We start from the raw sequence: 24,154 nt of genomic DNA, 5'->3' as shown, positions 1-24,154 counted from the left end.
TTATTTTTTAGCAGCCTGGACAAGTTCAAGTTGTTCCAGTCCAACCGAAGTTGTAAAAATACCATAATTTACAATGGCTTTGCCTTTCTCTATACTATCTATAGAACCAACTGCCTTACCATCTTCCAACCGAACGCGATCACCAATTTTAAGCTGGGCTTTTGGCTTATTTGCCTCCTCTTTTTTGATCTGTTCGGCTTTCTTTTTTTCTTCTTTTTTCTTTTCCCTGATAGGTTTTATTTTCTTCTGAACTTCCTGCTTTAATTGTCTTTCTTTTGCTTTTTTCTGCTTCTGTTCTTTGACACTTTCTTTTTTTCGTTTGGAATTTTCAATTTCCACCAGCTTAAGAAATTCGCCTATAAGTTCCTTTTTCTTTTTATTGCTGAAGTATTTTTCGCTTAGATCATTCACTTTCTGCCCTAAATAGATAAGCCTCTGATTAGAATCGTACAGCTCCTGATAATTCTCCAGTTTCTGCTGAACTTTAGAATTCACTTCTTCAAGTTTATCCTTTTGAGCAGCTGCTTTTTCTTCTTTTTCTTTTAGAGAATCGGTAGTTTTTCTAAGTACAGACCTTTCTTTCTGAAGTTTGGCAATACTACGGTCAAAACGTATTTTACCTCGTTCCACTTTCTTTTTTGAGCGATTGATGAGACTATAGGGAATTCCGTTTTTCTGGGCTACTTCAAAAGTAAAAGAGCTACCCGCTTCCCCAACCTGAAGTTTATAAATAGGTTCCAGTGTTGTATTATCAAACATCATATTGGCATTGCTCATTTCCGGCAGTTCATTGGCCAGCTTCTTGAGATTTGCATAATGCGTGGTCAAAATTCCATAGGAACCTTTTTCATAAAAGACTTCGAGAAAAGTTTCGGCCAGGGCACCACCTAATTCAGGATCACTTCCTGTACCAAATTCATCTATCAGAAATAAGGTTTTATCGTCACATTTCCTCAGGAAGTAATTCATGTTTTTTAATCGGTAGCTATAGGTGCTCAGGTGATTTTCGATAGACTGATTATCTCCAATATCGGTTAACACTTTTTTAAAAATGCACATACGGCTATATTCGTGAACAGGAATAAGTATCCCGCTTTGAAGCATCACCTGTAACAGACCCACTGTTTTAAGGGTGATACTCTTTCCGCCGGCATTAGGTCCAGAAATGACCATAATTCGGTTATCGGGCATTAATTCGATACTCTGCGGAAAAGTCTTTTCACCTTTTTTCTTGTTACTTAAATAAAGTAAAGGGTGATAAGCTTCCTGAATATGAAGTTCTCTTTCTTTGGTGATCTTGGGCAGGATACCGTTTATTTTTTCCGCATATTTAGCTTTTGCAGCGATCACGTCCATATCGCTTAGCAAATCCTGATATTCTATAAGGATCTCGCGATAAGGCCTGGAAAATTCCGTTAATGCTTTCAGGATTCTTTTTACCTCTTCCTTTTGTTCGTATTCTAGATTATTAAGCTCCCGGGTAAACTGGTAAGTCGCTTCCGGTTGGATATAAACAATACTTCCGGTTTTTGAATTCCCCATAATTCCGCCTTTTACCTTACGGCGGTGCATAGAGCTTACAGCCAGAACCCGAACATTTTCTACCACACTTTCTTTTATATCATCAAGATATCCGTAGGATTGATAGGTAGTAAGTGCAGAATTAAAACTTGAGTTTATTTTACCTTTTACAGAATTAATGGATCTTCTCAAATTCTGAAGAAGGGGAGAAGCATCATCTTTCATTTCCCCAAACCGGTCTATAATTCCGTTAATCTTATCGGTTAGGCTCAGATCGAATTCTATATGAGAAACCGTTTCAGATAAAGCGGGATAATTTTCCTGGAATTTCCTGAAATACTTTAAATGTGAGTTTACAGTTTCGGTAATAGAGGCTATTTTTCGAAATCCGCTGATTTCAACCACAGAACCTTCAATTCCCAGTAATTTTATTTCCTGCTGAATGGAATCAAAACCATGATTGGGAATAGGCTGATCCACCGTTTTTGATGCAACATATTCCTTGGTTTGGTTAAGACCGAATACCGTTTTTTTATAATTTGAATAAGGTTGAATGCTTAGGGCTTTTTCCTTTCCCTGACCGGTAATGCATAATTCGCTAATTTGGTCACATACCACCGGAAACTCAAGATCATCAAGACTCCTGGAACTAATTTTAATCATATCAATTTTTCCCTACTTTTGAGGCTTTGCAAAGTTACTTAATTTCCTATGAACGTAAGAATAGATCAAAGCTGGAATAAACAGCTGGAACCAGAATTTGGAAAAGATTATTTTAATAAGCTTATAGACTTCGTTAAGCAGGAATATTCTGAACATAAATGTTTTCCTCCGGGCCCGGATATTTTTGCGGCTTTTGAGCATTCAAAATTTGAAGATACGAAAGTAGTGATCCTTGGGCAGGATCCCTATCATGGGATAGGCCAGGCCAATGGCTTGTGTTTTTCGGTTAAAGACGGAATTACTTTTCCGCCTTCCTTAATTAATATTTTTAAGGAAATAGAAAATGATCTTGCTAAACCACTTCCTGCAACGGGAAACCTGGAGCGATGGGCAGATCAGGGAGTTTTACTCTTAAATGCAACGCTTACGGTAAGGGCTCATCAGGCTGGCTCTCATCAAAATAAGGGCTGGGAAATTTTTACCGATCATGTGATTCAAACAATTTCCGAAGAAAAAGAAAATGTGGTGTTCCTACTTTGGGGTGGATACGCGAAGAAAAAAGCTAAACTAATAGATGAATCAAAACATTTGATATTGACTAGCGGTCACCCTTCACCCTTAAGCGCAAATAGAGGTTATTGGTTTGGCAACAGTCATTTCAGCAAGGCAAATGAATATTTGAGGGCAAATGGTAAAAATGAAATATATTGGTAGTAAAAAAAGCCGACTAGAAATTGAGTCGGCTTTTACTTTTTATAATTTTAGGTATTAAAACCTGTATCCTAGGTTTACCATTATCTGGCCTACAATTGTAGGTGAGTTTGAATTAAATAGATTTCTTCCGATACCTCCACTAAAATCGGCTTTAAAACCACCGGAAGAAATTAGTTTTCCACCAATTCCAAAACCTAGTGCAAAATCTGTAAATTTCATCTCTTCTTGTTCTACCAGCTGATCGCCAACATAATATAATTCTTCGCCGTAATCACCATTGGAGATCATTCCGAAAGCATGTACATAGAAGCCACGAGCATAATTAGAACTAAAAAAATGTTTGTATTTTCCTGTAATGGCAATATCACGATAGAATTCATCTGCGATTTCTTCATTAAACTGAACCCAAAATTCTGTGCTCCAACTTGAATCTTCATTTATATTGCGTTCATAACTTATATCTAAGGCTCCAACGGCAATAAGTGTTAATGCGTTAATACTTAGTTCATTTTTACCTAAATTTTCATCCTTCAAAAATCCGGTTTCTTTGTTTCTTTCTCCATCCTCATCTTCTTGTTGAGCCTGGACATTAAAACAAAAAAGCAAGATGAATGCGGGGAGTAATAATTTTTTCATTGATTAATCGTTTTTTGATTTCTCGATCAAAAATAGAATTAATCAAATCAAAAACTATCGTTTAAGGCTAAAAAATACCCTATAAAGTCTGGGTGAAAACTTTATATTCAAAGATGAATTATATAACTATTTGATTTCCAGATTATATTTTATTAAATATATTTAATTCGATTTGGGTCCTACTTTTAATTATAATGACATCCCAATTTTCTTGTATTATGGATTTAAGTGCATAAAAAAGACCGGTTAAGATACCGGCCTTAATTTTTTAGAACTAAATATCACTAATAATCGAGCATCCTTACAATTGCCGACTCTCCGATAAATAATTTATTTTCTAATACCCAAAGCTTGCCTTTTTTGTCAAAAGTGATAGCTCCAGGATAAACCAGTCCGGTTGCTACTTCATTTTCAACCTGTCCTGTTTCAGTATTAATAGCAATGATCGAACCACCAGCCCATGGAATAGAAGAAACTACAGATGATAACCAACTGTTGGAATCAAATTGAACTACATAGAGAAGACCATCAGGTCCTATTTCAAGATCAATTACTGAAGTTAATCCCCCAATTAGTACGTTGCATTCTGAAGAACCATCAATTTCAGAGCAAACCATATTAGAACCATCGGCAGGCATTTTCCAGACCCGGGAAAGGCCAACAGGCAATCCTTCTGGGGTTGCACCGGTTAATTCACCTACATAGACATAACCATCATCTCCAATGGCAACAGAAGTTGGTACGGGTTGAACATAGCAAGTAATATCCTCATTACCATCAGTGGTTTCAAATAATTGCATCCATTCGCCTTCAGGGTTTAAGGGAGGTGTTAAAATAGCTTTCCAATCTACATCTCCCTCAATGGTTGCCTGAAGTACAGTATTCCCTGCAGCGTCTGCAACAATTGCTGTTTCCCCATCAAAAGCCGTTAGCTTGTATGGATTATTTTGTGGACCAGCAGAAAAAACTAAGTCCCCATTATCAGTAAATTCTTCTTCACATTGTTGATTTTTCCATTGCAGACCTTCAAAGGCATCTGGATCGTTATCTCTTTCAAATTTAGCCAGATCTGCAACCATCCTAACTCTACCCTTCGATGCTCTATATAATTCTCCCGTGGCGGCAAGGTCTGTTCCTGCGGTAGTAAAAAAAGCATTCCCAGCACCAATAGATTCTACTCCCTGTACATCAGTGGCTACATCTAAACCAATCATAGTAGAGATCTCTCCGTTTTTTATAAGTTTAATACTCCTTTCACCTGAAAATTCATTCAGTCCAACCATAATACTTCCGTCTGGAGTTGCTGAAATGTCAAATACGAGACCTCCTGGAAATTCGTAAGGACCTGCATCCATAGTCTTATTGGCCTTGAGGTCTGCTACTTTACCAGTATACTCACTGGTCTCTTTTTCACACGAAACAATAAAAAACAATAAAAAACTTAAAAGTAACTGATAGATTGATCTAAGATTGATTGGTTGTTGGTTTGAATTTTTCATAATATCAAATTTTGGTTAAACATTAATAATGGATCCTTTAATACTGTATTAGTCTATTAGATTTTCTATATAAAAAATTGCAAGAGTAGGATCACTATTCTTATGCTGAGATGGGACAAAATTGTAAGTTTAAGATTTCATAAAAATGCTATGGGCCATATTTCCAGGAAGTCAAATATTTAATTTTCTATCCTCCCATCATTTTCCCTATAATATTTTCATTGATATCTATAAACTGACAATTACTAAATTCCGGAATTTTAAGATCACTATGGGATGGATAGGAGTAGGTAACACTTCCTCCCTTGGCCTCGGTAGAATAAATTTTCTTTAACCTTCCATATTGGTCAAATAATACAAAACTTCCTTTTCCCTTTCCGTTAGACATTACATACTTCTGGCAGGAACCTCCATCACAGGCAACGTTACTTTTTTCAAATTCGCCCTGGGCTTCCAGGAATTCAGGATTATACAGATAGGCCCATCCGGCAATGGGTGTAACATTTGCAGGCGATCCCTTCATCCCGAAGTTATTCTTGTAATAATCTGATCTTATTTTTTCCATATCCATTCCAGCAGTCATTGTCTTATCTTTTAATCCTTCTTCCATTTGAGCAAAGGCTTTATTCAGATCAAGTTTGGCTTTAATGCAGCCATCATCATTCTCCATGTACATATAGTTATGCCTGTCAAAGTAAATTGGTTTCATTTTAGGATCATTAAGATCCATCTTCATGGCCATGGTTTCAGTATTCAGCATAAAGGTCACTTTTGTGCCTTGAGCTTCAAGAATGGCAGTAACCCCCGGAAAGCTTAATACATTATCAGGGTCTATGCTGGCGATTTTTTCATTGGGATCAGAAGTAGGTGTAGTATTGCTTGAACTGCCCGAGCTTTTATTACTTTCTGAAACACGACTTCCGGAGTTTGAACTATTGGGATCTGCATCCAGGCCTTTTGCAAAAAGATCCTGAAATGGCTGTTTTACTTCCACTGCAGAAGGAACATGAACCGTGACCGGTTCATATTTAAATTTATAGGTTCCATCTCCTTTCGCCTGCTGGGTATTTACATTCGCGTAAATCTCTGATAACCGGCCCTGTTTATCGAACATTACCCAGGAACCTTTATATTCAGGATCATTATATAAAAACTTCGGACAGGTTCCTCCGCCAGGACAAGGCCCTGTGGTCTCTGTATATTCTTCTGAACGGAAGTGTTCCGGTTTGTAGATAAAGGCCCACTCAACTATTTGAAATGTATTTAGGTTTAACCCCTGATCTTTCAATTTTTCAGTAGCATCTAAGGTAGGTTCAGCAGGAAGTTTAAGTAATCCCATCGACATCATGGGCATCATAAAAGCCATGGCATCAGACTTAAAAAGACCTGTTTTCTCCCAACGTGCTTTACTTTCATTGTACCCATATTGAAAACCTTCGCTATCTATAAAAATGGAATTATCATTATTTGGAGCTTCACCACGAGCGGCAATTTCATCACTGTCAAAGTAATATTCACTTCCTTTTCCTTTACTATCAGAAGTTAAAACCACCACATCTGAGGTATAAAATGCACGTTTCGCTTCGGTATTTATAAGTTTTGCTTTATTAGCATTGGGATCTTTACTATTTGGGTTTGGATTCCCATTAGAAGAATTTTCTGCATCCGGATTTATGACAGAATCAATAGAATTTTCAACTACCTGCTCAGTTTTTTGTTCTGTCTTTTTCAGTAATACCTTCTCGGTAGTTTTTTCGACCGTTTTTTTTAGTTTTTTTAATATCTGGGCTTCTGCACTAAAGCCTGAAACTATTAAACACACTATTATTAATACTAATTTCGCCTTCATATCCCTTATTTTGAAATTTTACAAACTGCCTGGGGCAATTCAATTTAAGAACTGGCGATTGGGGATTAATACAAGGGGGGATCAGCTAAAATACAGGTAGACTATATCAGGCTGGAGAAATATACTTGCAAATATACAAAGTATATGAAAATATATATTATAAAATACTGAAAACTAGAATGTTGTATATAAATTCCAGGAAAGTCTAAAAAGTGTGAGTTAGGTGGTCTGGACTTTTTTTCTTTTCTACAAGCTTAAGTTCAAGAAGTTTCTGCTGAACTTTTTCCAGGTCTTCCAGACTTATCTGTTCCTGGCTCCATCTTGTATGATCTAACCACTTTCTTATATCTTCCAGCTTTTGCTGATATCTTTCGGAAAGTTCCACATCTATATTTTTCTGAAGTTTAAAATTGCTGGTTTCAGAATTCAAAACCTCGAGCATAGTTTTAAGTGCTTCAGGCTTAGTATTAATGCTATTTTCATTTGCCGCTATAACAAAACATGGCCATGGAGTAGGGCAGTCGGCAATTAATCTAAAGGTCTTATTGTCTACAAGTGGTTTGGTTGTAAAATGTTCCCACATGAAATACTGGGCGGTATCATTTTTAAGGGCTTCAATTGCTCCTTCGAGGTTATTTATGACCTCGAACTGAAGTTCTTCAGTATTCCAGTCCATATGTTCCGCATTCACATAGGCCATTAAATGTGATCCGCTGCCTTTACGACTTATGGCAGCTTTGGTATTTTCAAGATCCTGAATATTTTTAAAAGGAGAAGCTGCATCTACGTGTATTCCCCAAATTAAAGGACTCGCAATATAAGTCTGGATGATCTTGCTTTTATTGCCGTTAATAATATCACGAATTACGCCTTCCGTAAGAATAACCGCGGCATCAATTTCTTTTGAACGTAAAGCTTTACACATGGCACCGGTACCTTCTGGAAACTCGATCCATTCAACATTTATATCTTTCTCCTGGAATTTGTTTTGTTCTATACAGCGATGCCATGGAAGATTAAAATGTTCCGGAACACCACCTACTTTGATCGTTTTCATGACTTATGCTTTTTCTTCAGGTAATTATAGATCTCGTACTGCGAACGGATTTCCTTTTCTCCATCTTTTCGTTTCACATACATGTTACTTTCCTCAGGATCCTGAATTCGTGCTTTTACATTATCATTTAGCTGAATATTGAGAATATCTTTAAACTCCTGTTTAATATCCTCATCGAGCACCGGAGAGATAACCTCGATCCTTCTATTCAGGTTCCTATTCATCCAGTCTGCACTTCCGTAGAACATCAGCTCCTCGCCACCATTTTCAAAAAGGTAGATACGGCCATGTTCAAGAAACCTGTCTACCACACTGGTAATATAAATATTTTCACTCATCCCTTTTATACCGGGAATAAGACAGGTAAATCCACGTATAAGCATTCTTATCTCTACCCCTGCATTACTGGCCTTATATAAAAGTTCGATCATTTCTTCATCCTCAAGGCTGTTCATTTTAGCCGTGATCTTTGCCTTTTTTCCTTCCCTCGCATTCTCGATCTCATTATAGATGAGCTTGATAAATTCCTGTCTTGTTGAAAATGGAGAAATTAGAAGATTTTTTTCTCTTGGAATAAGAAGCTCGCCTTCCAGAACTTTGAATAATCTTTGAAGTTCTTTGGTTATGTATTTATTTGCTGTAAAAATTGCATGATCGCAATAGATCGCAGATGTTTCGGCATTAAAATTACCTGTTCCTATATAAGCATAGCGCATATTTACGTCGCCTTCCTGTCGGCATATAAGCATGATCTTGGAATGTACTTTTACCTTTGGATAACTGTAAATAACGTTCGCTCCTTTTTCTTCAAATTTTCTTCCCCAGCTAATGTTGTTCTCTTCATCAAATCTCGCCTTGGCTTCCACAAAAACAGTAACTCTTTTGCCGTTATCCAGGGCTTTCATGAGCGAATTTGTCAATTCAGACTCATCAGCTACCCGGTAAAGTGAAATACTTATTTCGGTAACGTCTTTATCTACAGCAGCCATCTCTACAAATCTTTCCACATAGGCAAAAGACATATAGGGAAAATGTAAGGACTGATCTTTTTCGGCAATAGCCTTGAAGTAATTTTTGCTCTTATCCAGGGTCTTATGCGGAAGTGCGGGCAACTTCTTAAAATGCAATTTCTTGTTATTGGTTGGATCTGGAAAGGAGAAAAAATCTTTAAAATTATGATACTGTCCACCTGGCATCATATCTATTTTTCCAAGCTTCAAAAGCTTTCTGATTTTCTTCTGAATTTCCTTGGGCATTTTAGCATCATACAAGAGTCTGGTGGGTTGCCCGTCAGTTCTCTGTTCTAAAGATTTGTAGATCTTTTCAGAAAGTACACCTTCATAAATATCATCTATATAAAGTTCAGCGTCACGAGAGAGTTTTATTTCATAGATACCGGTAATATCATTTTCGGGAAAGATCTTAAAAGCCTCATGCCGAACAATCTCATCCAGATAAGTGATATTATGTTCATCCTGCACATCTTCCATCATTACAAACCTTCCGCATTCTTCCACCGGAATATTTACTACTGCCAGTTTATCTTCATTTTTAAAGGTAACGAGGAAATAGAGTACTGAATTTTTGAGGAAGAGCTCATTTTCTTTTTTAAGATCCAGCACAATAGGTTCTATATGCTGCTCAACTTTATCCTTAAAAAAAGATTCTACAAATTTTTTATGAGTCTTGCTATAATGTTTAGCATCTCTTATATGAATTCCATTTCCAGCCAGTTCAGGAATAATGTGATTTTTATAAATATCTCCAAAATCGTTCTGTTGATTTTTTACCTCCTGAATAATTTGTTTGGTGATCTTAGATGGGCGAAGAGCAAGTTTTTTACGAATACTTTTCTTTACCCGCTTCATCTGGCGCAATTGAGATACTCTTACCCTGAAATACTCATCAAGATTGGAGGAAAATATGGCCAGAAACTTCATCCTTTCATATAAAGGATTGATCTTATCTGCGGCTTCCTGAAGAACCCTCTCATTAAAACTTAACCAGTTTAGATCTCGGTGTCTAAATCGGTCTTCATTAGGTTGCTGCATGGATTGTAGATTGTTTCATCAAAAATACAAAGCAGCGCATGCTTTGCTTTTAATATATTGTTAAATAAGGACCTTACTGCACAATCTTATCAAGAGTATAGAGGATGAGTTCCTCCATCATCTCTGAGGCATTTTCCAGAAATTCACCGGTAGCCCGATTGGCCAGGACAAGATTCATAGAAGCGGCATTGTGCCCCAGTAATTTAGAAATTCCGTAGATGCCTGAAGTTTCCATTTCCAAATTCGTAACTGAATATCTCTTATATGCAAAAGCGGCAATTTTATCATTCATCTCAGGGTCTGGCACTTCAGCCCTTAAAACTCTTCCCTGGGGCCCGTAAAATCCAACATTGGTTCCCGTAAAGCCTTGTATGGTCTTATCTGAACTCAATTTGTTTATTAATTCCTTTCCGCCTTCCACCACATAGGGGAATGCTTTTTTTGTAGACCAACCAGTTTGTTCAACAAACGCTTCGGCTATATCTTTTCTTAAGAATGAATCATCTTTGTAATAATGCATAAGACCATCAAAACCAAGAGCAAATTCACTAAGAATATAACTCCCTACGGGAATTTCCTTTCTTATAGAACCTGTGGTTCCAATTCTTATAATATCAAGACTGGTCAATTTGTTTTTGATCTTCTTTGCTTTCAGATCTATATTTACCAGTGCATCCAACTCAGTAAGGGCAATATCAATATTATCAGTCCCCATTCCAGTTGACATTACGGTAATTTTCTTGCCTTTGTAGACGCCGGTATGGGTACAAAATTCTCTCTTTTGTTTCTTGATCTCAATAGAATCAAAATGAGCACTAATTTTAGGAACTCTGGCAGGATCGCCCACCGTTATTATGGTGTTTGCTAATTCTTCAGGTAATAAACCAAGATGATAAATAGATCCATCCTCGTTGAGGATCAATTCTGAAGCTTCTAAACTCATTCTATAATTTTAATAATCGGTGAGATTCAGATTCATAGAGGAAATCATACATTTTGGTTCCACCAAAATAGTCCTCGTTTTTTAAGTCTCTGTAAAAATTCTTTTTGCCTTCAAGTACCAGTTTTCCTTTTTCGGAAAGCACGATCTTGTCTTCATTTTTTTCATAGAAAATAGATAACTTAGTGATAAGTCTTTGTATTTGGTCATCACTATAACCATAATATCCCTGGTATTGCAAAGCATATCCCAGGAGATGATTTTCGTTCTTGATATCCTGATTTTCTATAAGCCGAAGTATATTTCTTTCTAATGAATTGATCCCGGTAATACTATTTGGAAATCTTTCTATATGTGCTCTAATACAGCTGGATAGATATTCAAAGTTAGTGTTTACCTTGATCTGAGGTTTCAGTTTTAATGGATTATTTCCACAATACAATTCCCAGATAAGAATGGCTGTTTCAATATCTTCAGTATTTAGCTGAATACTATTCCTGTAATGATTTTCTAATTCTTTCTGGCTTAAATGAGATAAGGCCTGCAATTCCTTTTCACCTTTCAACTTCTTACTACAAACTAATGAAATGGGGATCTCCCCATGTTTATCTGCCAGTAGGCTTATTGCTGCCAGCATATTAATATGGCAGAACAGGTCAAAGTCAAACCAAAGGACCACATTGTTATAATCCTTTAAAGATCTTAACCTCTTTATTTCAGAAATAAAACGATCTTCATAATTCTCTGCGGAAATATTATAGGTCTTCAGAAGAAATTTCTTTCGTAATTTAAAAAAATCAGAATTGATTTCTTTCTGGGTAGGTCCCTCACACAGCAATTCTCTCCAAACAATGATCTCTCCGGGCAGATTCAATTCCTGCATCTGCTCAGCCAGGCTATCACCATTAACAATGTGTAGGGTTCTATTTTCCATTTTATAGTATAAAAAAACGTGTTAGTTAACCCCCAACACGCTTTACATTATATCCTTCTTTCTTAAGAATCTTCATTATTTTCTCTCTGTCATCACCCTGAATAATGATCTCTCCGTCTTTAGTAGATCCTCCCACACCACATTTTTTCTTCAGCATCTTGCCTAAAACAATAAGATCTTCATCAGGTCCTTCATAACCTTTAATAATGGTCACGGTTTTTCCACCACGGCCCTTATTACTGAAATGAGCTTCGAGTTGCTGATCTTTTGGAGCGATTTCTTCCTGGGATTCTCCGTTAGCATATTCAGATTCGTCAAAATCATCATTGGTGGAAAAAACGAAACCTCCCAGATCTTCAAGGCCTAATTTCTTTTTTGCCATAATATTTATTTTGCAAGTCCAATCTCAACAAGACGCTGATGAAGAAATTCTCCAGCAGTAATATCTTCATATTGCTTTGGATGATCTTCATCTATACACTCTTCAAGACAATCAAGTTTCATTTCACTTCTGGGGTGCATAAAGAAAGGTATTGAATACCTCGGTTGATCCCACTGTTCTTTGGGTGGATTGATCACACGATGAATTGTAGACCTTAATTTATTGTTGGTATGCCTTTCCAGCATATCGCCTACATTAATTACCAGCTCATCTTCCTGAGGAATAGCATCTATCCATTCACCATCTTTTCTTAAAACCTGAAGTCCTCCGGTGGAAGCTCCCATTAATAATGTGATTAAATTGATGTCTCCGTGAGCACCCGCTCTAACGGCACCTTTCGGCTCTTCCTTAATAGGAGGATAGTGAATAGGCCTTAAAATGCTATTTCCATTACTGGCCCAGTGATCAAAATAATGTTCTTCAAGACCAATATATAACGCTAGTGCTCGTAAAACATAAATCCCTGTTTTCTCCAGCATTCTGTATGCTTCCATTCCTGTATGGTTGAAATCTTTAAGTTCTTCAACCTGTACATTTTCAGGGTATTCTTCGGTAAGCTTTGCATCTTCTGAAGGCTCCTGACCAAAATGCCAGAATTCCTTAAGATCTCCTTCCTTTTTTCCTTTAGCATGTTCTTTACCAAAAGAAATATATCCTCTCTGTCCGGCAAGGCCATCTATTTCATATTTCTGTTTAGTTTCTAACGGAAGTTCAAAAAATGATTTTACTTCTTTGTAGAGTTCTTCCACGAGCTCATCGCTTAAAAAGTGATTTTTTAAAGCTACAAAACCAATTTCTTCATAAGCTTTTCCAATCTCGTTGACGAACTTTTGTTTGCGTTTTGGGTCATCCGATAAAAAATCGGCCAGATCTACGCTAGGTATATTATTCATTGCCATTTTTAGCAGTATTATGTTATATGGTAACAGACAAAGTTAAGTAAAATTAAGGGATATGCCGTTCGTTTATATTTTTCTTAGCATATAGAAATTTGGTTACATTTGGGATATAAACTTTTTTTATGCTTTCAAATAACACCAAAGCTCAGGCAGTGGAATATAAAGAAACTCACTTATCAAATGATACTTTACTTGACCTTTACAGGTCTATGCTTAAGCCCAGAATGATAGAGGAGAAGATGCTTATTTTGCTTAGGCAGGGGAAGATCTCCAAATGGTTTAGTGGAATTGGGCAGGAAGCCATTTCGGTTGGGGTTACAAAGTCTTTAACAACGGACGAATATATTCTACCCATGCATAGAAACCTGGGGGTGTTCACGAGCAGGGATATTCCATTAAATCGATTATTTTCTCAGTGGCAGGGAAAGGCTTCAGGTTTCACTAAAGGTAGAGATCGCAGTTTTCATTTTGGAACCCAGGAATACAAAATCGTCGGCATGATATCGCATTTAGGTCCGCAACTTGGTGTGGCTGACGGAATCGCACTGGCTCATAAACTTAAAAACGAGCAGAAAGTTACGGCAGTTTTTTCCGGAGAGGGAGGGACCAGCGAAGGGGACTTTCACGAAGCGCTCAATATTGCTTCGGTTTGGGATCTACCGGTGCTTTTTTGTATTGAAAATAATGGATATGGTTTGTCTACTCCAACGCTGGAACAATATAGATGTAAAGATCTTGCAGACAGAGGTGTTGGCTACGGAATGGAATCTCATATCATAGACGGAAATAATATTCTGGATGTTTACACAAAGATCTCTGAATTGGCAGAAAGTATCAGGCAGCAACCCCGACCAGTGCTGGTTGAATTTAAGACCTTCAGAATGCGGGGGCATGAAGAGGCTAGTGGGACCAAATACGTTCCCCAGGAATTGATGGATGAATGGCAACAAAAGGATCCCCTAATCAACTTTGAACAATATTTATTTGAAAAGAATATTCTAACAGAAGACCTGCAATTACAATTTCGTACAGAGATCCTAACTGAAATTGAGGAGAATTTAAAGATAGCTTTTGCTGAAGAACCAATACAATCAAACTCAACTAATGAATTAAATGACGTATTTGAAAAGTTTGTATATGAGGATTTTAAGTTTTCAGAAAACACTCAGAATATTCGTTTTATAGATGCTATTTCTGAAGCATTAAGATCTTCAGTAGAAAAGCATGAGAACCTTGTTCTTATGGGGCAGGATATTGCAGATTATGGCGGTGTTTTTAAAATTACGGAAGGCTTTGCCGAAGAATTTGGGAAAGATAGAATTCGCAATACGCCCATTTGTGAATCGGCCATCGTCGGAGCTGCCATGGGACTTTCTATCAATGGAATGAAAGCGATGGTAGAAATGCAGTTCAGTGACTTTGTGACTTCCGGGTTCAATCCCATTGTAAATTACCTTGCCAAAGTGAAATACAGATGGGATCAGAATGCCGATGTTGTTATCAGAATGCCCTGTGGGGGTGGAGTTGGTGCAGGACCTTTTCACAGCCAAACGAATGAAGCATGGTTTACCAAGGTACCGGGTTTAAAGGTTATTTATCCGGCCTTTCCTTATGATGCAAAAGGTTTGCTAAATACCGCTTTTAATGATCCAAACCCCGTGTTATTCTTTGAACATAAAGGCCTTTACAGAAGTATAAGACAGGAAGTGCCTGTAGATTATTATACCATTCCATTCGGAAAAGCTGCCAGAATAAAAGAAGGTGGGGAAGTTAGTATTATTACTTATGGTGCAGGAGTAAATTGGGCATTAGAGATTCTTGAGGATATGAAGTATCATAACGCAGACCTTATTGACCTTAGAAGTCTTCAGCCTTTAGATTTAGATGCTCTTTGTGAATCGGTCACCAAGACTGGAAAATGTATCATTCTAACTGAGGATTCGCAATTTGGAAGTTTTGCTTCAGAAATAGCCGCTCAAATTTCTGAAAACTGCTTTGAAAGTCTTGATGCCCCGGTAATGCGGGTAGGAAGCATGGATACTCCAATTCCGTTTGCTGAAAATCTTGAAAAACAGTATTTGCCTCAGGATAGATTCAGGGCAAAATTGAAGTATTTAATAGAATATTAATAAGCTTTTAAAATAAGGCCTAACTAATTAAGAATTCTTAACAAATTCACTGTTAAATTATTAATAATCTTTTGTTGACGGACTATCACTGCTGTAATTTAGATTTGACTAATCAATTAAATTAATAAATTATGGTACGTTTAATCGTTATTTTTCTGATCATCGCGATCATAGCCGCTATCTTTGGATTCGGTGGTGTTGCGGAAGGAGCTGCAGACATTGCAAAGATTATTTTCTACATTTTCCTTGTATTATTGGTGATTTCACTTTTAAGCAGACTTTTCAGAAGATAATATAAAAATCAACTTATATCATCCAATGTGTACTTATGTAATATGTAATACACATTGGATTTTTAGTTTAAATCAAATCTACAATGAAAAAATATTTAATTTTATTTACCGTAGCAGCATTAATAGCTTCCTGCGGTGGAACCAGTAAAGTGGCTAAAGAAGCCCGTAAAACTTTTGATGGAGACTGGACACTTACCAGTATCACTTATCCTAATAATCCCGGAGATTTTAATGTAACTCTATTCAATGAAGCCTCTGCTTCCTGTTTTGAAAACAGTACCTGGGATTTCGTTTCCAATAACAATCGTGGAACTTATACGGTAAGTGGTGTAGGCTGCGACGGAGGGACCAATTATTTTATTTGGTCTATAGATGAAGAGAATACACCTGCAGGGGTATATGACTTTCTTCTGAAGCCAACTAATGATGATTATAAATCTACTACCGGTAACCAGGGATTTAGATTGAGTCTTAAAAGTTTATCTGATACCAATATGGTATGGGAGCAAACAGTAAGTTTAGATGGTTCTCCATTCACCATAAGAATGAATTTTTCTAAATAATAAATAAAGTAAATAGAATAGCTATGAAGACAGTTTTTAATAAAATGTTCGCAATTTTAGTGGTATCCAGCCTTTTATTTGGTTGTGAAGCGACAAAAAATGCGAATAACAAACAAAAAGGAGCCGTAATTGGCGCTACAGGTGGTGCCGTTATTGGTGGAGTAATTGGTAATAATACCGGAGATGGTAATACTGCTCTCGGTTCTATTATTGGTGGAGTAGTTGGTGGTGCTGCCGGTGCGATCATTGGTGACCGTATGGATAAGCAGGCCAAACAAATAGAAGAAGAAATTCCGGGAGCTGAAGTTGAAAGAGTAGGTGAAGGGATCAATGTGACCTTTGACGAATCCAGCGGGGTTTATTTTGATACTGAAAAGTATAATATCAACTCAAAATCTCAAACTACACTTAACAAACTTGCCGATATCTTCAAAGAATATCCTAACTCAAATGTTCTTGTAGAAGGACATACCGATAACACGGGAAGTGATAGTTACAATCTTACTCTTTCTAAGAACAGAGCACAGGCTGTTACCGGGTATCTTGTAGATGCAGGAATAGACAGAGGTAGGTTTACAACAAAATGGTATGGTGAATCGCAACCTAAATATGATAATTCTACTGCCGAAGGCCGTTCAAAGAACCGAAGAGTAGAACTTGCGATCGTTGCTAACGAAGAGCTTAAAGAGCAGGCCAAACAAGAAGCTGAAAAGCAGAATAATGAGAACTAATTTATTTTTTAAATAGATTTTATAAGAATCCCGGGTTATTCCGGGATTTTTTTATTCTTTTAAGTAACTTCATAAAGTGCAAAATACCCAGGTAATTATTATTGGTGGCGGGCTGGCCGGTTTAACTGCGGCCATTCATTTATGCGGAAAAGGCATTAAAGTTCTTCTTGTGGAAAAAGAGAGCTATCCTCATCATAAAGTTTGCGGGGAGTATTTATCCCGGGAGATTATTCCTTATTTACATTCTTTGGAAATCGATTTAGAGAGTATAAAACCACCCGGGATCGATAAGATGGAGTATTCTTCAATTTCAGGAAATATCATCAGTTGTCAGCTGGAAATGGGAGGCATTGGTATAAGCCGGTATTCACTGGATCATTTTTTATTTCAGAAGGCGAAAAGCGCGGGTTGTATCATCATCAATTCTTTAGTTACAGAGGTCGTTTATAAGAATGGGCAATTTTTAATCACTACTTCTGAAGGAGAAATTATCTCTTCCGAATTTGTATTAGGTGCCTACGGTAAAAGATCAAATCTCGATAAGAAATTGAAGAGAAATTTTATTCAGGATCAATCGGGATGGCTGGCGGTAAAAGCACATTACAAAACTACATCTGATTTTTATCCAGATGACCTGGTATCCCTGCATAATTTCAACGGGGGGTATTGCGGACTTTCAAAAACAGAATTGAATACTATTAATGTCTGCTATCTCGCTACATACAATAGCTTTAAAAATTATAAGAATACACAGGATTATAAAGAACAGGTTTTAAGAAAAAATCCGCATTTAGATGAATTCTTTAATAATACTGAAATGGTATTTGATAAAGAATTGAGCATTGCCCAGGTAAGTTTCGATAAAAAATCACTTATTGAGGAGCATATTCTTATGATCGGTGATTCAGCGGGTCTTATCCATCCATTATGTGGAAATGGAATGGCCATGGCAATTCATAGCGCAAAAATTGCTTCAGAAAATATTCTTCAATTTTATGATAAAAAGAATTGTACCCGAAGTGATATTGAAAACAGGTATATTGAGGAATGGAATCATCATTTTAGATCAAGGATAAAGGCCGGAAGATTGCTTCAGAAAATACTTTTAAATAAATCACTGTCTGATATTTCTCAGAGCTTTTTTAGTAAAGCTCCGGGAATATTACCGCACATAATTAGACGAACCCACGGAAAACGAATTCATGTTTAGAATAGACACATCCCAGCGTACTGATAGGGCAGAGATCATGGATGGTTTTGATCTTCAGGGGGAAGAATTACGAAGAACTTTAAAAGATCTGGAAAATATTAATGCCTGGCTGGGCGGTAACCAGATCACCATTAATGGAATCGAAAAGTTATTAGCAGAAAGATCGAAGTCAAGAATAATCAGGATTGCAGATATAGGCTGTGGAAATGCCGCAATACTCAGGAAAATTGCTGAATTGGGACAAAGAAAAGACTATCAATTTGAATTGACAGGAATTGATGCCAATCATCACGCTATTGAGATCGCCGAAGAATTATCCAGGGATTATGGGAATTTACATTTTAAAACTCTTAATATTTTCAGTGAAGACTTTAAAAATATGGAGTTTGATATAATTCTCTGTACACTTACCCTCCATCATTTTAAAGATAATCAAATTGTAGAGCTGTTAAATCAGCTATATGTTCAGGCAAAATTGGGTGTGGTCATAAATGATCTGCATAGAAATCGTGTTGCGTATATTTTGTTCCAGGCTTTTTGTGCTGTTTTTGTAAATAATGAGATCGCCAGAAAAGATGGTTTAACTTCCATCCTGAGAGGATTCAAAAAAGAAGAAATTAAGGATTTCACTGAAAAAGTTACTGCTAAACATCATGAAATATCATGGAAATGGGCTTTCAGGTATCAGTGGATCATTAGAAAAGAATAATTGGAATTTATGAGTGTAAAAATTGTGCGGGCTGAAAAGGAATTACCTGAATATTTCAGAAAAACAGAAGATGTGTTACCCCTGGTTGAAAACTGGCTGGAAGATCAGGATGAACGATTCAGAAGAAAGATCCTGAAAATTTTTGAAGGTGCTGGAGTAGATAAACGCTATTCAATTATGTCTCCAGAAGATGTTTTTACAGCGACTTCCTTTGAAGATAAAAACAATATTTATGTAAGGGAGGTAAAAAAACTCGGTAAGAATGTTCTTGAAAAAGCATTGAGAAATTCTAATTGGAATGCCGATTCCCTGGATTATATAATCACGGTAAGTTGCACTGGGATAATGATCCCTTCTTTGGACGCTTACCTTATAAATGATCTGAATTTAAGACAGGATATTACCAGGCTTCCAGTTACCGAAATGGGTTGTGCGGCAGGAATTTCAGGAATGATTTACGCGTATAATTTTCTAAGATCCAATCCGGGGAAGCGAGCAGCAATAATAGCTGTTGAAAGCCCTACGGCCACTTTTCAGCTGAATGACTTTAGTATGGCGAATATGGTTAGCGCGGCTATCTTTGGTGATGGGGCCGCCTGCGTATTGCTTTCTTCTGAAGAAAATACTGAAGGCCCTGCAATAATAGGAGAAGAAATGTATCATTTTTATGATGCTACCCAAATGATGGGATTCGATCTTACTAATCACGGCTTGCAAATGATCCTTGATCCAGCCGTACCCGAAACGATTTCCAGTCATTTTCCAGATATCATTCATCCATTTCTGGAAAAGCATGGATCATCTATTGAGAAAGTAGAACATTTGATATTTCATCCAGGCGGTAGAAAAATTGTGCAAACTGTTTCTGATCTTTTTGGTAACTTAGGAAAGAATATAGACGATACCCGGGAAGTTTTACGTCTTTACGGTAATATGAGTAGTGCCACAGTGCTCTATGTTTTGGAAAGATTTCTGAATAAAGAAATTCAGAAAGGGGAACAGGGAGTCATGCTAAGCTTTGGACCCGGGTTTTCGGCACAAAGAATTTTAATAGAATGGTAAAGGATTTTCAAGATCAGAATTACTGGGCGCTTATTCTTGGTGGAAGTAGCGGCCTTGGGTACGCCAGTGCTAAAAAACTGGCTAAGCACGGGATGAATATCATTATTATTCATCGTGACAGGCGAAGTGAGATTCCAGATATAGAAGAAGCTTTTGATGAAATTAGAGCTTCTGGAGTAAAATTTGAAAGTTTTAACGCCGATGCCGTGAAAAAGGAAAGTCGGGAAGTACTAGTAGAGAAGATCAGGGAGGTACTGGGTGAAAATGGTAAAATACGCACACTTCTTCATAGTATCGCCAAAGGAAATCTAAAGCCAATGACCGGGGATGATAACCTGCTCGAAAATTTAGATTTTCAGTTAACCATAGATGCTATGGCTTTGAGTTTGTATGACTGGACACAGGCGATTTTTCGCAATAAATTATTTTCTAAAGATGCCCGGGTGATCTCTTTTACCAGCGATGGAAATAAGAAAGCCTGGAAGAATTATGCAGCGGTTTCTGCTGCGAAAGTTACATTAGAGGCGCTTACCAGAAGTATGGCCCTGGAATTTGCAGGCCACGGAATCAGGGCAAATTGTATTCAGGCAGGAATAACCGTTACTCGTTCTTTTCAAATGATCCCAGGGAATGAAACTTTGAGAGTTCATGCCTTGAAACATAATCCGTTTCGAAGATTAACAGTGCCAGATGATGTAGCCAATGTGGTTTACCTTTTAAGCAAGGACGAAGCCAGTTGGATCACCGGAACTATAATTCCTGTGAATGGCGGGGAACATTTAATGTAAATTCTGAAGCATTTGGACAATAATTTTATTCTTTCACAACTACCTTACTCGTCTCCGTTTCTATTTGTAGATAAGATTTTAGAAGTCAATGAAAATTCCATTGTTGGAGAATTTACATTTTCGCCAGATCTTGATTTTTACAAAGGGCATTTTAAAAATAATCCGGTTACTCCCGGGGTTATTTTAACCGAATGTATGGCTCAAATTGGGGTAGTTTGTTTAGGTATCTATCTTTTCAACAACAATGGTAATAACGGGGAAAAGCAGAAGGTCTCTTTAACTTCTTCTGAAGTGGAATATTTAAAACCTGTTTACCCCGGAGAGAAAGTCATCGTAAGTTCAGAAAAACAATATTTCAGATTTAATAAACTTAAATGTAGGGTTAAGATGAAAGATACTGAAGATAATCTGGTTTGCCAGGGGGTGATCGCCGGAATGATGTTTCAAGAAGAAGCAAAAAAATGAGCAAACGCGTTGTTATAACCGGGATGGGAGTGGCTGCACCAAATGGGGTAGGACTCGATAATTTTCAAAATGCTTTAAAACAAACACAAAGCGGCATTCGCTTTTTTCCTGAACTGGAAGAATTAAAATTTAGCTGCCAGATTGGAGGGAAACCGGAAATTACTGAAGAATTACTGCAGCAATATTTCACACCACTTCAACTTCGAGGATTAAATAGCAGCGGAATTGTTTACGGAGTTATTTCAGGAACCGATGCCTGGAAGGATGCCGGTTTATCAATTACAGACACCGGTTCGCCTGATTGGGACTCAGGTATCATTTTTGGAACGGGAATTCTGGGCGTAGATAAATTCAGGGAAGCTATCCATTTAATTGATGCGGGTAAAACCAGAAGACTTGGGAGTACCAGTGTGGTACAGACCATGGCCAGTGGAATTAGTGCTTATCTGGGGGGTATTTTGGGTTGCGGAAATCAGGTGACTACCAATTCTTCTGCCTGTACCACAGGAACCGAAGCCCTGCTTATGGGTTATGATAGAATAAAGGCTGGTAAGGCCAAACGCATGCTCGTTGGAAGTTGTGGAGATCACGGGCCTTATATTTGGGGTGGTTTTGATGCAATGCGAATCCTTCCCAATAAATTTAATAATGATCCTGAAAAGGCTTCCAGGCCGATGAGTGAATCTGCCGCTGGATTTGTTCCCGGGAGTGGGGCAGGAGCCCTTGTTTTAGAAGACCTGGAATCTGCAAACAAACGAGGAGCTAGAATATATGCTGAAGTTTTAGGAGGAGAGGTAAATAGCGGCGGTCAGAGAGGGGAAGGTAGTATGACGGCAGCTAATAATGAGGCTGTACAACGTTGTATTAAAACCGCGTTGAAAAATTCCAATATTAAGGCTGATGAAATAGATACGATAAACGGGCATTTAACAGCCACTACCCGAGATTCAGTAGAAATCTTAAACTGGACCAAGGCATTGAAAAGAGAGGGCTCTGATTTCCCAGATATCAACTCATTAAAAGGAATGACCGGTCACTGCTTAAGTGCCTCGGGTTCCATAGAAAGTGTTGCTTCCGTGCTGCAGATCTATAAAGGTTTCATGTTTGGAAATATAAATTGTGATGATGTTCACCCAGAGATCTCAAAACTTATAGATCCAAATAAAATTCCGAATGAAAAAATCAACAAAAAAATTAATATTTTGGCTAAAGCCAGTTTTGGGTTTGGAGATGTAAATGCTGTGGTTCTTTTTAAAAAATATATTGCCTAAATCTTAAATTATGAGTGAAAAAGAAATTATTACCAGACTAAAAAAGATCGTTGAACCTTATGTACAAAGAATAGAGGGAATGGCGAATTTCCATGAGGAAACAGATTTTCTGAATGATCTTCAAATAAACTCAGCAAATCTGGTAGATGTGGTGCTGGATGTGGAAGATGAATTTGATATTGAAATAGATAATGATTCTATGGAAGGTATGTTAACCGTAGGCGATGCGAAAAGCATTATTCAAAAAAAACTTGCCAGTTGATCGGAAATGATATTATAGACCTGAAAGTTTCATTGGCCAATAAAAGAGCCGAAAATCATCGATTTTTAAGAAAGATCTTTAACCAGGATGAAATTCTTACGATCTGGAATTCTAAAAATCCTGAGCTTATGCTTTGGCAATTTTGGTCTATGAAAGAAGCAGCATATAAGGCCCATCAAAGAAAATTCAATTTAGCCCGAAAGCTAAACCCCATCTCTTATAATTGTTCGTTGCATTCAGGCGACATTTCAGGAACTGTTGAAATTGAGAGAGAAACTTATATTCTAAAAACAGTGATCAACCCGGAATATATTCATACCTGGGTAGATTCAGGAAAGAATATTCAAAAGGTCTACGATAATAAATCATATTCCAGAAGAGATCTAATTCAGGATATAATATTAGAATTAGGTTTAAATAATTCATATACAAGCATATCCAAAGACCTCAATGGGATACCTTCATTATTTCTTGAAAATGATAATAAAAGCATTCCGTTTTCTCTTAGTCATCATGGCAATTTTACAGCTTTGAGCATTCCGTTAATTATGTGCTAAAAGCAGTTAAACATTTAAAAACTGGGTTGATGTCTCCGTCCTTGTTTTGTATCTTCAATCATCAATTAAAAATCATTTATATATGAAGACAGTAGATAAAATGGAGGTGCTTCACAGCCAGTCGGCAGAATTTATTGAACAAGGTGAAACAGGGAAATTCTTAAAATTAATCCCGGACACTTTTATTATAAAGGGTGAAAAAGAGAATGGAGTTTTTAATCAGGGTTACGCGATTAGGCATTTAAATCGTAGAGATATGATTCTGATAGATGTAGTGGAAAAATCTTCAAAAGCAGCCGTAAAAAAGCTGGTAGAAGAAGGATATAATATTAAAGGTATTTTGATAACCTGTGACGGAATTTTAAATTCTGCCTATGCAGATTTAAAAACAATTTCAGAAGATGCCAATGGGGCGCCAATTTATGCACATCCACGAAAAAATTTCAAAGATAATTTTAAAACCAAAGACATTACCGCAAAAGATAAGGTATTAGATAGTTTTGATATTAATATTTTTGATCTACCGGGCAGCGAAGGAGCTTCCGTTGTTGTTTATACTGAAATTAATGAAGGAATGTTATTCCCCGGAGAAGATGCCGTGGGATCTGATTACGATTCAGAATTAAACACCTTTATAAGACCGGAAAAGAAAAATGAGAATAATGATTACGGACTTGCTGAAAGCTGGGCGGCATTTGATACTCCATTTACTTTCTTATTCCCAAGAAAAGGAAAACCTGGTTTCAATCTTGAAGAAGGACACCAAATTGATATCCTCAATAAGCTTGGTAAAAGCTAAATTGAAATAATTTCTTATAGAAAGGGCTATTTCGAAAGATTATGTCTGACCACGATTGCCTTGAATTCAGCAAATCCGTCAGCATGCAGGTCTTTCAAAATGCCCTTTTT

24 protein-coding genes are annotated in these 24,154 nt (G+C 37.1%); 14 read left to right on the top strand and 10 right to left on the bottom strand.

All coding sequences use genetic code 11. The features are described 5' to 3' along the window. Complete coding sequence (locus LGQ90_RS02880; protein WP_229337929.1) at positions 1-2,184, bottom strand: endonuclease MutS2; 2,184 nt, start codon at positions 2,182-2,184, stop codon at positions 1-3. Positions 2,185-2,232: 48 nt separating this feature from the next. Between LGQ90_RS02880 and LGQ90_RS02875 the strand changes: the two genes are divergently transcribed. Next, positions 2,233-2,898 (top strand): uracil-DNA glycosylase, encoded by a 666-nt coding sequence (locus LGQ90_RS02875; RefSeq protein WP_229337927.1) that lies wholly within the window; start codon positions 2,233-2,235, stop codon positions 2,896-2,898. Positions 2,899-2,952: 54 nt separating this feature from the next. On the opposite strand, the gene LGQ90_RS02870 is transcribed toward LGQ90_RS02875, so the two are convergent. The 9 genes from LGQ90_RS02870 to LGQ90_RS02830 all read right to left on the bottom strand — a co-directional run bounded on the left by LGQ90_RS02870 (position 2,953) and on the right by LGQ90_RS02830 (position 13,199). After that, the gene (locus LGQ90_RS02870; RefSeq protein ID WP_229337925.1) at positions 2,953-3,534 is read right to left on the bottom strand and encodes a hypothetical protein; all 582 of its coding nucleotides are present in this window, start codon (positions 3,532-3,534) and stop codon (positions 2,953-2,955) included. A 284-nt stretch (positions 3,535-3,818) separates the two neighbouring features. After that, positions 3,819-5,033, bottom strand: a complete 1,215-nt coding sequence (locus tag LGQ90_RS02865; protein WP_229337923.1) for a ScyD/ScyE family protein — start codon at positions 5,031-5,033, stop codon at positions 3,819-3,821. Positions 5,034-5,220: 187 nt separating this feature from the next. Further along, positions 5,221-6,882, bottom strand: a complete 1,662-nt coding sequence (locus tag LGQ90_RS02860) for a hypothetical protein (protein ID WP_229337921.1) — start codon at positions 6,880-6,882, stop codon at positions 5,221-5,223. Between the two features lie 205 nt (positions 6,883-7,087). Next, positions 7,088-7,939: a substrate-binding domain-containing protein gene (locus LGQ90_RS02855; RefSeq protein ID WP_229337920.1), complete on the bottom strand. Its 852-nt coding sequence runs from the start codon at positions 7,937-7,939 to the stop codon at positions 7,088-7,090. After that, a complete protein-coding gene (gene ppk1 / locus LGQ90_RS02850; protein WP_229337918.1) occupies positions 7,936-9,990 on the bottom strand; it encodes a polyphosphate kinase 1 in 2,055 nt (684 codons plus the stop codon). Before ppk1 ends, LGQ90_RS02855 begins: the two co-directional genes overlap by 4 nt. Before the next feature lie 73 nt (positions 9,991-10,063). Then, positions 10,064-10,933 carry a nucleoside phosphorylase gene (locus LGQ90_RS02845; RefSeq protein WP_229337916.1) on the bottom strand — a complete coding sequence of 290 codons (870 nt, stop codon included), beginning with the start codon at positions 10,931-10,933 and terminating at the stop codon, positions 10,064-10,066. Between the two features lies 1 nt (position 10,934). Beyond that, positions 10,935-11,864, bottom strand: a complete 930-nt coding sequence (locus tag LGQ90_RS02840) for a DUF1835 domain-containing protein (RefSeq protein WP_229337914.1) — start codon at positions 11,862-11,864, stop codon at positions 10,935-10,937. 25 nt (positions 11,865-11,889) lie between these two features. Further along, positions 11,890-12,246 (bottom strand): translation initiation factor, encoded by a 357-nt coding sequence (locus LGQ90_RS02835; protein WP_229337912.1) that lies wholly within the window; start codon positions 12,244-12,246, stop codon positions 11,890-11,892. Between the two features lie 5 nt (positions 12,247-12,251). Further along, on the bottom strand, positions 12,252-13,199 hold the full coding sequence (locus LGQ90_RS02830) for an isopenicillin N synthase family dioxygenase (protein ID WP_229337910.1): 948 nt from the start codon (positions 13,197-13,199) through the stop codon (positions 12,252-12,254). Positions 13,200-13,327: 128 nt separating this feature from the next. Here LGQ90_RS02830 and LGQ90_RS02825 point away from each other — a divergent pair, with 128 nt between their 5' ends. The 13 genes from LGQ90_RS02825 to LGQ90_RS02765 all read left to right on the top strand — a co-directional run bounded on the left by LGQ90_RS02825 (position 13,328) and on the right by LGQ90_RS02765 (position 24,044). Continuing rightward, a complete protein-coding gene (locus tag LGQ90_RS02825; protein ID WP_229337908.1) occupies positions 13,328-15,334 on the top strand; it encodes an alpha-ketoacid dehydrogenase subunit alpha/beta in 2,007 nt (668 codons plus the stop codon). A 131-nt stretch (positions 15,335-15,465) separates the two neighbouring features. Next, a complete protein-coding gene (locus LGQ90_RS02820) occupies positions 15,466-15,627 on the top strand; it encodes a DUF1328 family protein (protein ID WP_026934355.1) in 162 nt (53 codons plus the stop codon). A gap of 83 nt (positions 15,628-15,710) precedes the next feature. Continuing rightward, complete coding sequence (locus LGQ90_RS02815) at positions 15,711-16,190, top strand: lipocalin family protein (RefSeq protein WP_229337906.1); 480 nt, start codon at positions 15,711-15,713, stop codon at positions 16,188-16,190. 23 nt (positions 16,191-16,213) lie between these two features. Continuing rightward, positions 16,214-16,921 (top strand): YiaD family glycine zipper/OmpA-like lipoprotein, encoded by a 708-nt coding sequence (locus LGQ90_RS02810; RefSeq protein WP_229337904.1) that lies wholly within the window; start codon positions 16,214-16,216, stop codon positions 16,919-16,921. A 76-nt stretch (positions 16,922-16,997) separates the two neighbouring features. Then, complete coding sequence (locus tag LGQ90_RS02805) at positions 16,998-18,131, top strand: NAD(P)/FAD-dependent oxidoreductase (RefSeq protein ID WP_229337902.1); 1,134 nt, start codon at positions 16,998-17,000, stop codon at positions 18,129-18,131. After that, a complete protein-coding gene (locus LGQ90_RS02800; protein ID WP_229337900.1) occupies positions 18,124-18,840 on the top strand; it encodes a methyltransferase domain-containing protein in 717 nt (238 codons plus the stop codon). Before LGQ90_RS02805 ends, LGQ90_RS02800 begins: the two co-directional genes overlap by 8 nt. A gap of 9 nt (positions 18,841-18,849) precedes the next feature. Continuing rightward, positions 18,850-19,902: a type III polyketide synthase gene (locus LGQ90_RS02795; protein ID WP_229337898.1), complete on the top strand. Its 1,053-nt coding sequence runs from the start codon at positions 18,850-18,852 to the stop codon at positions 19,900-19,902. Next, positions 19,896-20,690 carry an enoyl-ACP reductase FabI gene (locus tag LGQ90_RS02790; RefSeq protein WP_229337896.1) on the top strand — a complete coding sequence of 265 codons (795 nt, stop codon included), beginning with the start codon at positions 19,896-19,898 and terminating at the stop codon, positions 20,688-20,690. Before LGQ90_RS02795 ends, LGQ90_RS02790 begins: the two co-directional genes overlap by 7 nt. 12 nt (positions 20,691-20,702) lie before the next feature. Further along, positions 20,703-21,155 (top strand): 3-hydroxyacyl-ACP dehydratase FabZ family protein, encoded by a 453-nt coding sequence (locus LGQ90_RS02785; protein WP_229337894.1) that lies wholly within the window; start codon positions 20,703-20,705, stop codon positions 21,153-21,155. Continuing rightward, positions 21,152-22,426, top strand: coding sequence for a beta-ketoacyl-[acyl-carrier-protein] synthase family protein (locus LGQ90_RS02780; RefSeq protein WP_229337892.1), 1,275 nt, complete (start codon positions 21,152-21,154; stop codon positions 22,424-22,426). Before LGQ90_RS02785 ends, LGQ90_RS02780 begins: the two co-directional genes overlap by 4 nt. Positions 22,427-22,436: 10 nt before the next feature. Further along, positions 22,437-22,688, top strand: a complete 252-nt coding sequence (locus LGQ90_RS02775) for an acyl carrier protein (protein WP_229337890.1) — start codon at positions 22,437-22,439, stop codon at positions 22,686-22,688. Beyond that, positions 22,685-23,245: a 4'-phosphopantetheinyl transferase superfamily protein gene (locus LGQ90_RS02770; protein WP_229337888.1), complete on the top strand. Its 561-nt coding sequence runs from the start codon at positions 22,685-22,687 to the stop codon at positions 23,243-23,245. The genes LGQ90_RS02775 and LGQ90_RS02770 overlap by 4 nt, the downstream gene beginning before the upstream one ends. Before the next feature lie 82 nt (positions 23,246-23,327). After that, the gene (locus tag LGQ90_RS02765; protein WP_229337886.1) at positions 23,328-24,044 is read left to right on the top strand and encodes a hypothetical protein; all 717 of its coding nucleotides are present in this window, start codon (positions 23,328-23,330) and stop codon (positions 24,042-24,044) included. The last annotated feature ends 110 nt before the right edge of the window (positions 24,045-24,154 follow it).

The organism is Christiangramia sediminis, assembly GCF_020552705.1.
Classification (GTDB): Bacteria; Bacteroidota; Bacteroidia; order Flavobacteriales; family Flavobacteriaceae; genus Christiangramia; species Christiangramia sediminis.
This window is presented reverse-complemented; position numbering and strand designations above follow the sequence as displayed.

What these genes read in the sequence shown, in the direction of transcription:
- LGQ90_RS02880 (WP_229337929.1), bottom strand. Translation starts at nt 2,184, where the DNA reads ATGATTAAAATTAGTTCCAGGAGTCTTGATGATCTTGAGTTTCCGGTG.
- LGQ90_RS02875 (WP_229337927.1), top strand. Translation starts at nt 2,233, where the DNA reads ATGAACGTAAGAATAGATCAAAGCTGGAATAAACAGCTGGAACCAGAA.
- LGQ90_RS02870 (WP_229337925.1), bottom strand. Translation starts at nt 3,534, where the DNA reads ATGAAAAAATTATTACTCCCCGCATTCATCTTGCTTTTTTGTTTTAAT.
- LGQ90_RS02865 (WP_229337923.1), bottom strand. Translation starts at nt 5,033, where the DNA reads ATGAAAAATTCAAACCAACAACCAATCAATCTTAGATCAATCTATCAG.
- LGQ90_RS02860 (WP_229337921.1), bottom strand. Translation starts at nt 6,882, where the DNA reads ATGAAGGCGAAATTAGTATTAATAATAGTGTGTTTAATAGTTTCAGGC.
- LGQ90_RS02855 (WP_229337920.1), bottom strand. Translation starts at nt 7,939, where the DNA reads ATGAAAACGATCAAAGTAGGTGGTGTTCCGGAACATTTTAATCTTCCA.
- ppk1 (WP_229337918.1), bottom strand. Translation starts at nt 9,990, where the DNA reads ATGCAGCAACCTAATGAAGACCGATTTAGACACCGAGATCTAAACTGG.
- LGQ90_RS02845 (WP_229337916.1), bottom strand. Translation starts at nt 10,933, where the DNA reads ATGAGTTTAGAAGCTTCAGAATTGATCCTCAACGAGGATGGATCTATT.
- LGQ90_RS02840 (WP_229337914.1), bottom strand. Translation starts at nt 11,864, where the DNA reads ATGGAAAATAGAACCCTACACATTGTTAATGGTGATAGCCTGGCTGAG.
- LGQ90_RS02835 (WP_229337912.1), bottom strand. Translation starts at nt 12,246, where the DNA reads ATGGCAAAAAAGAAATTAGGCCTTGAAGATCTGGGAGGTTTCGTTTTT.
- LGQ90_RS02830 (WP_229337910.1), bottom strand. Translation starts at nt 13,199, where the DNA reads ATGAATAATATACCTAGCGTAGATCTGGCCGATTTTTTATCGGATGAC.
- LGQ90_RS02825 (WP_229337908.1), top strand. Translation starts at nt 13,328, where the DNA reads ATGCTTTCAAATAACACCAAAGCTCAGGCAGTGGAATATAAAGAAACT.
- LGQ90_RS02820 (WP_026934355.1), top strand. Translation starts at nt 15,466, where the DNA reads ATGGTACGTTTAATCGTTATTTTTCTGATCATCGCGATCATAGCCGCT.
- LGQ90_RS02815 (WP_229337906.1), top strand. Translation starts at nt 15,711, where the DNA reads ATGAAAAAATATTTAATTTTATTTACCGTAGCAGCATTAATAGCTTCC.
- LGQ90_RS02810 (WP_229337904.1), top strand. Translation starts at nt 16,214, where the DNA reads ATGAAGACAGTTTTTAATAAAATGTTCGCAATTTTAGTGGTATCCAGC.
- LGQ90_RS02800 (WP_229337900.1), top strand. Translation starts at nt 18,124, where the DNA reads ATGTTTAGAATAGACACATCCCAGCGTACTGATAGGGCAGAGATCATG.
- LGQ90_RS02795 (WP_229337898.1), top strand. Translation starts at nt 18,850, where the DNA reads ATGAGTGTAAAAATTGTGCGGGCTGAAAAGGAATTACCTGAATATTTC.
- LGQ90_RS02790 (WP_229337896.1), top strand. Translation starts at nt 19,896, where the DNA reads ATGGTAAAGGATTTTCAAGATCAGAATTACTGGGCGCTTATTCTTGGT.
- LGQ90_RS02780 (WP_229337892.1), top strand. Translation starts at nt 21,152, where the DNA reads ATGAGCAAACGCGTTGTTATAACCGGGATGGGAGTGGCTGCACCAAAT.
- LGQ90_RS02775 (WP_229337890.1), top strand. Translation starts at nt 22,437, where the DNA reads ATGAGTGAAAAAGAAATTATTACCAGACTAAAAAAGATCGTTGAACCT.
- LGQ90_RS02765 (WP_229337886.1), top strand. Translation starts at nt 23,328, where the DNA reads ATGAAGACAGTAGATAAAATGGAGGTGCTTCACAGCCAGTCGGCAGAA.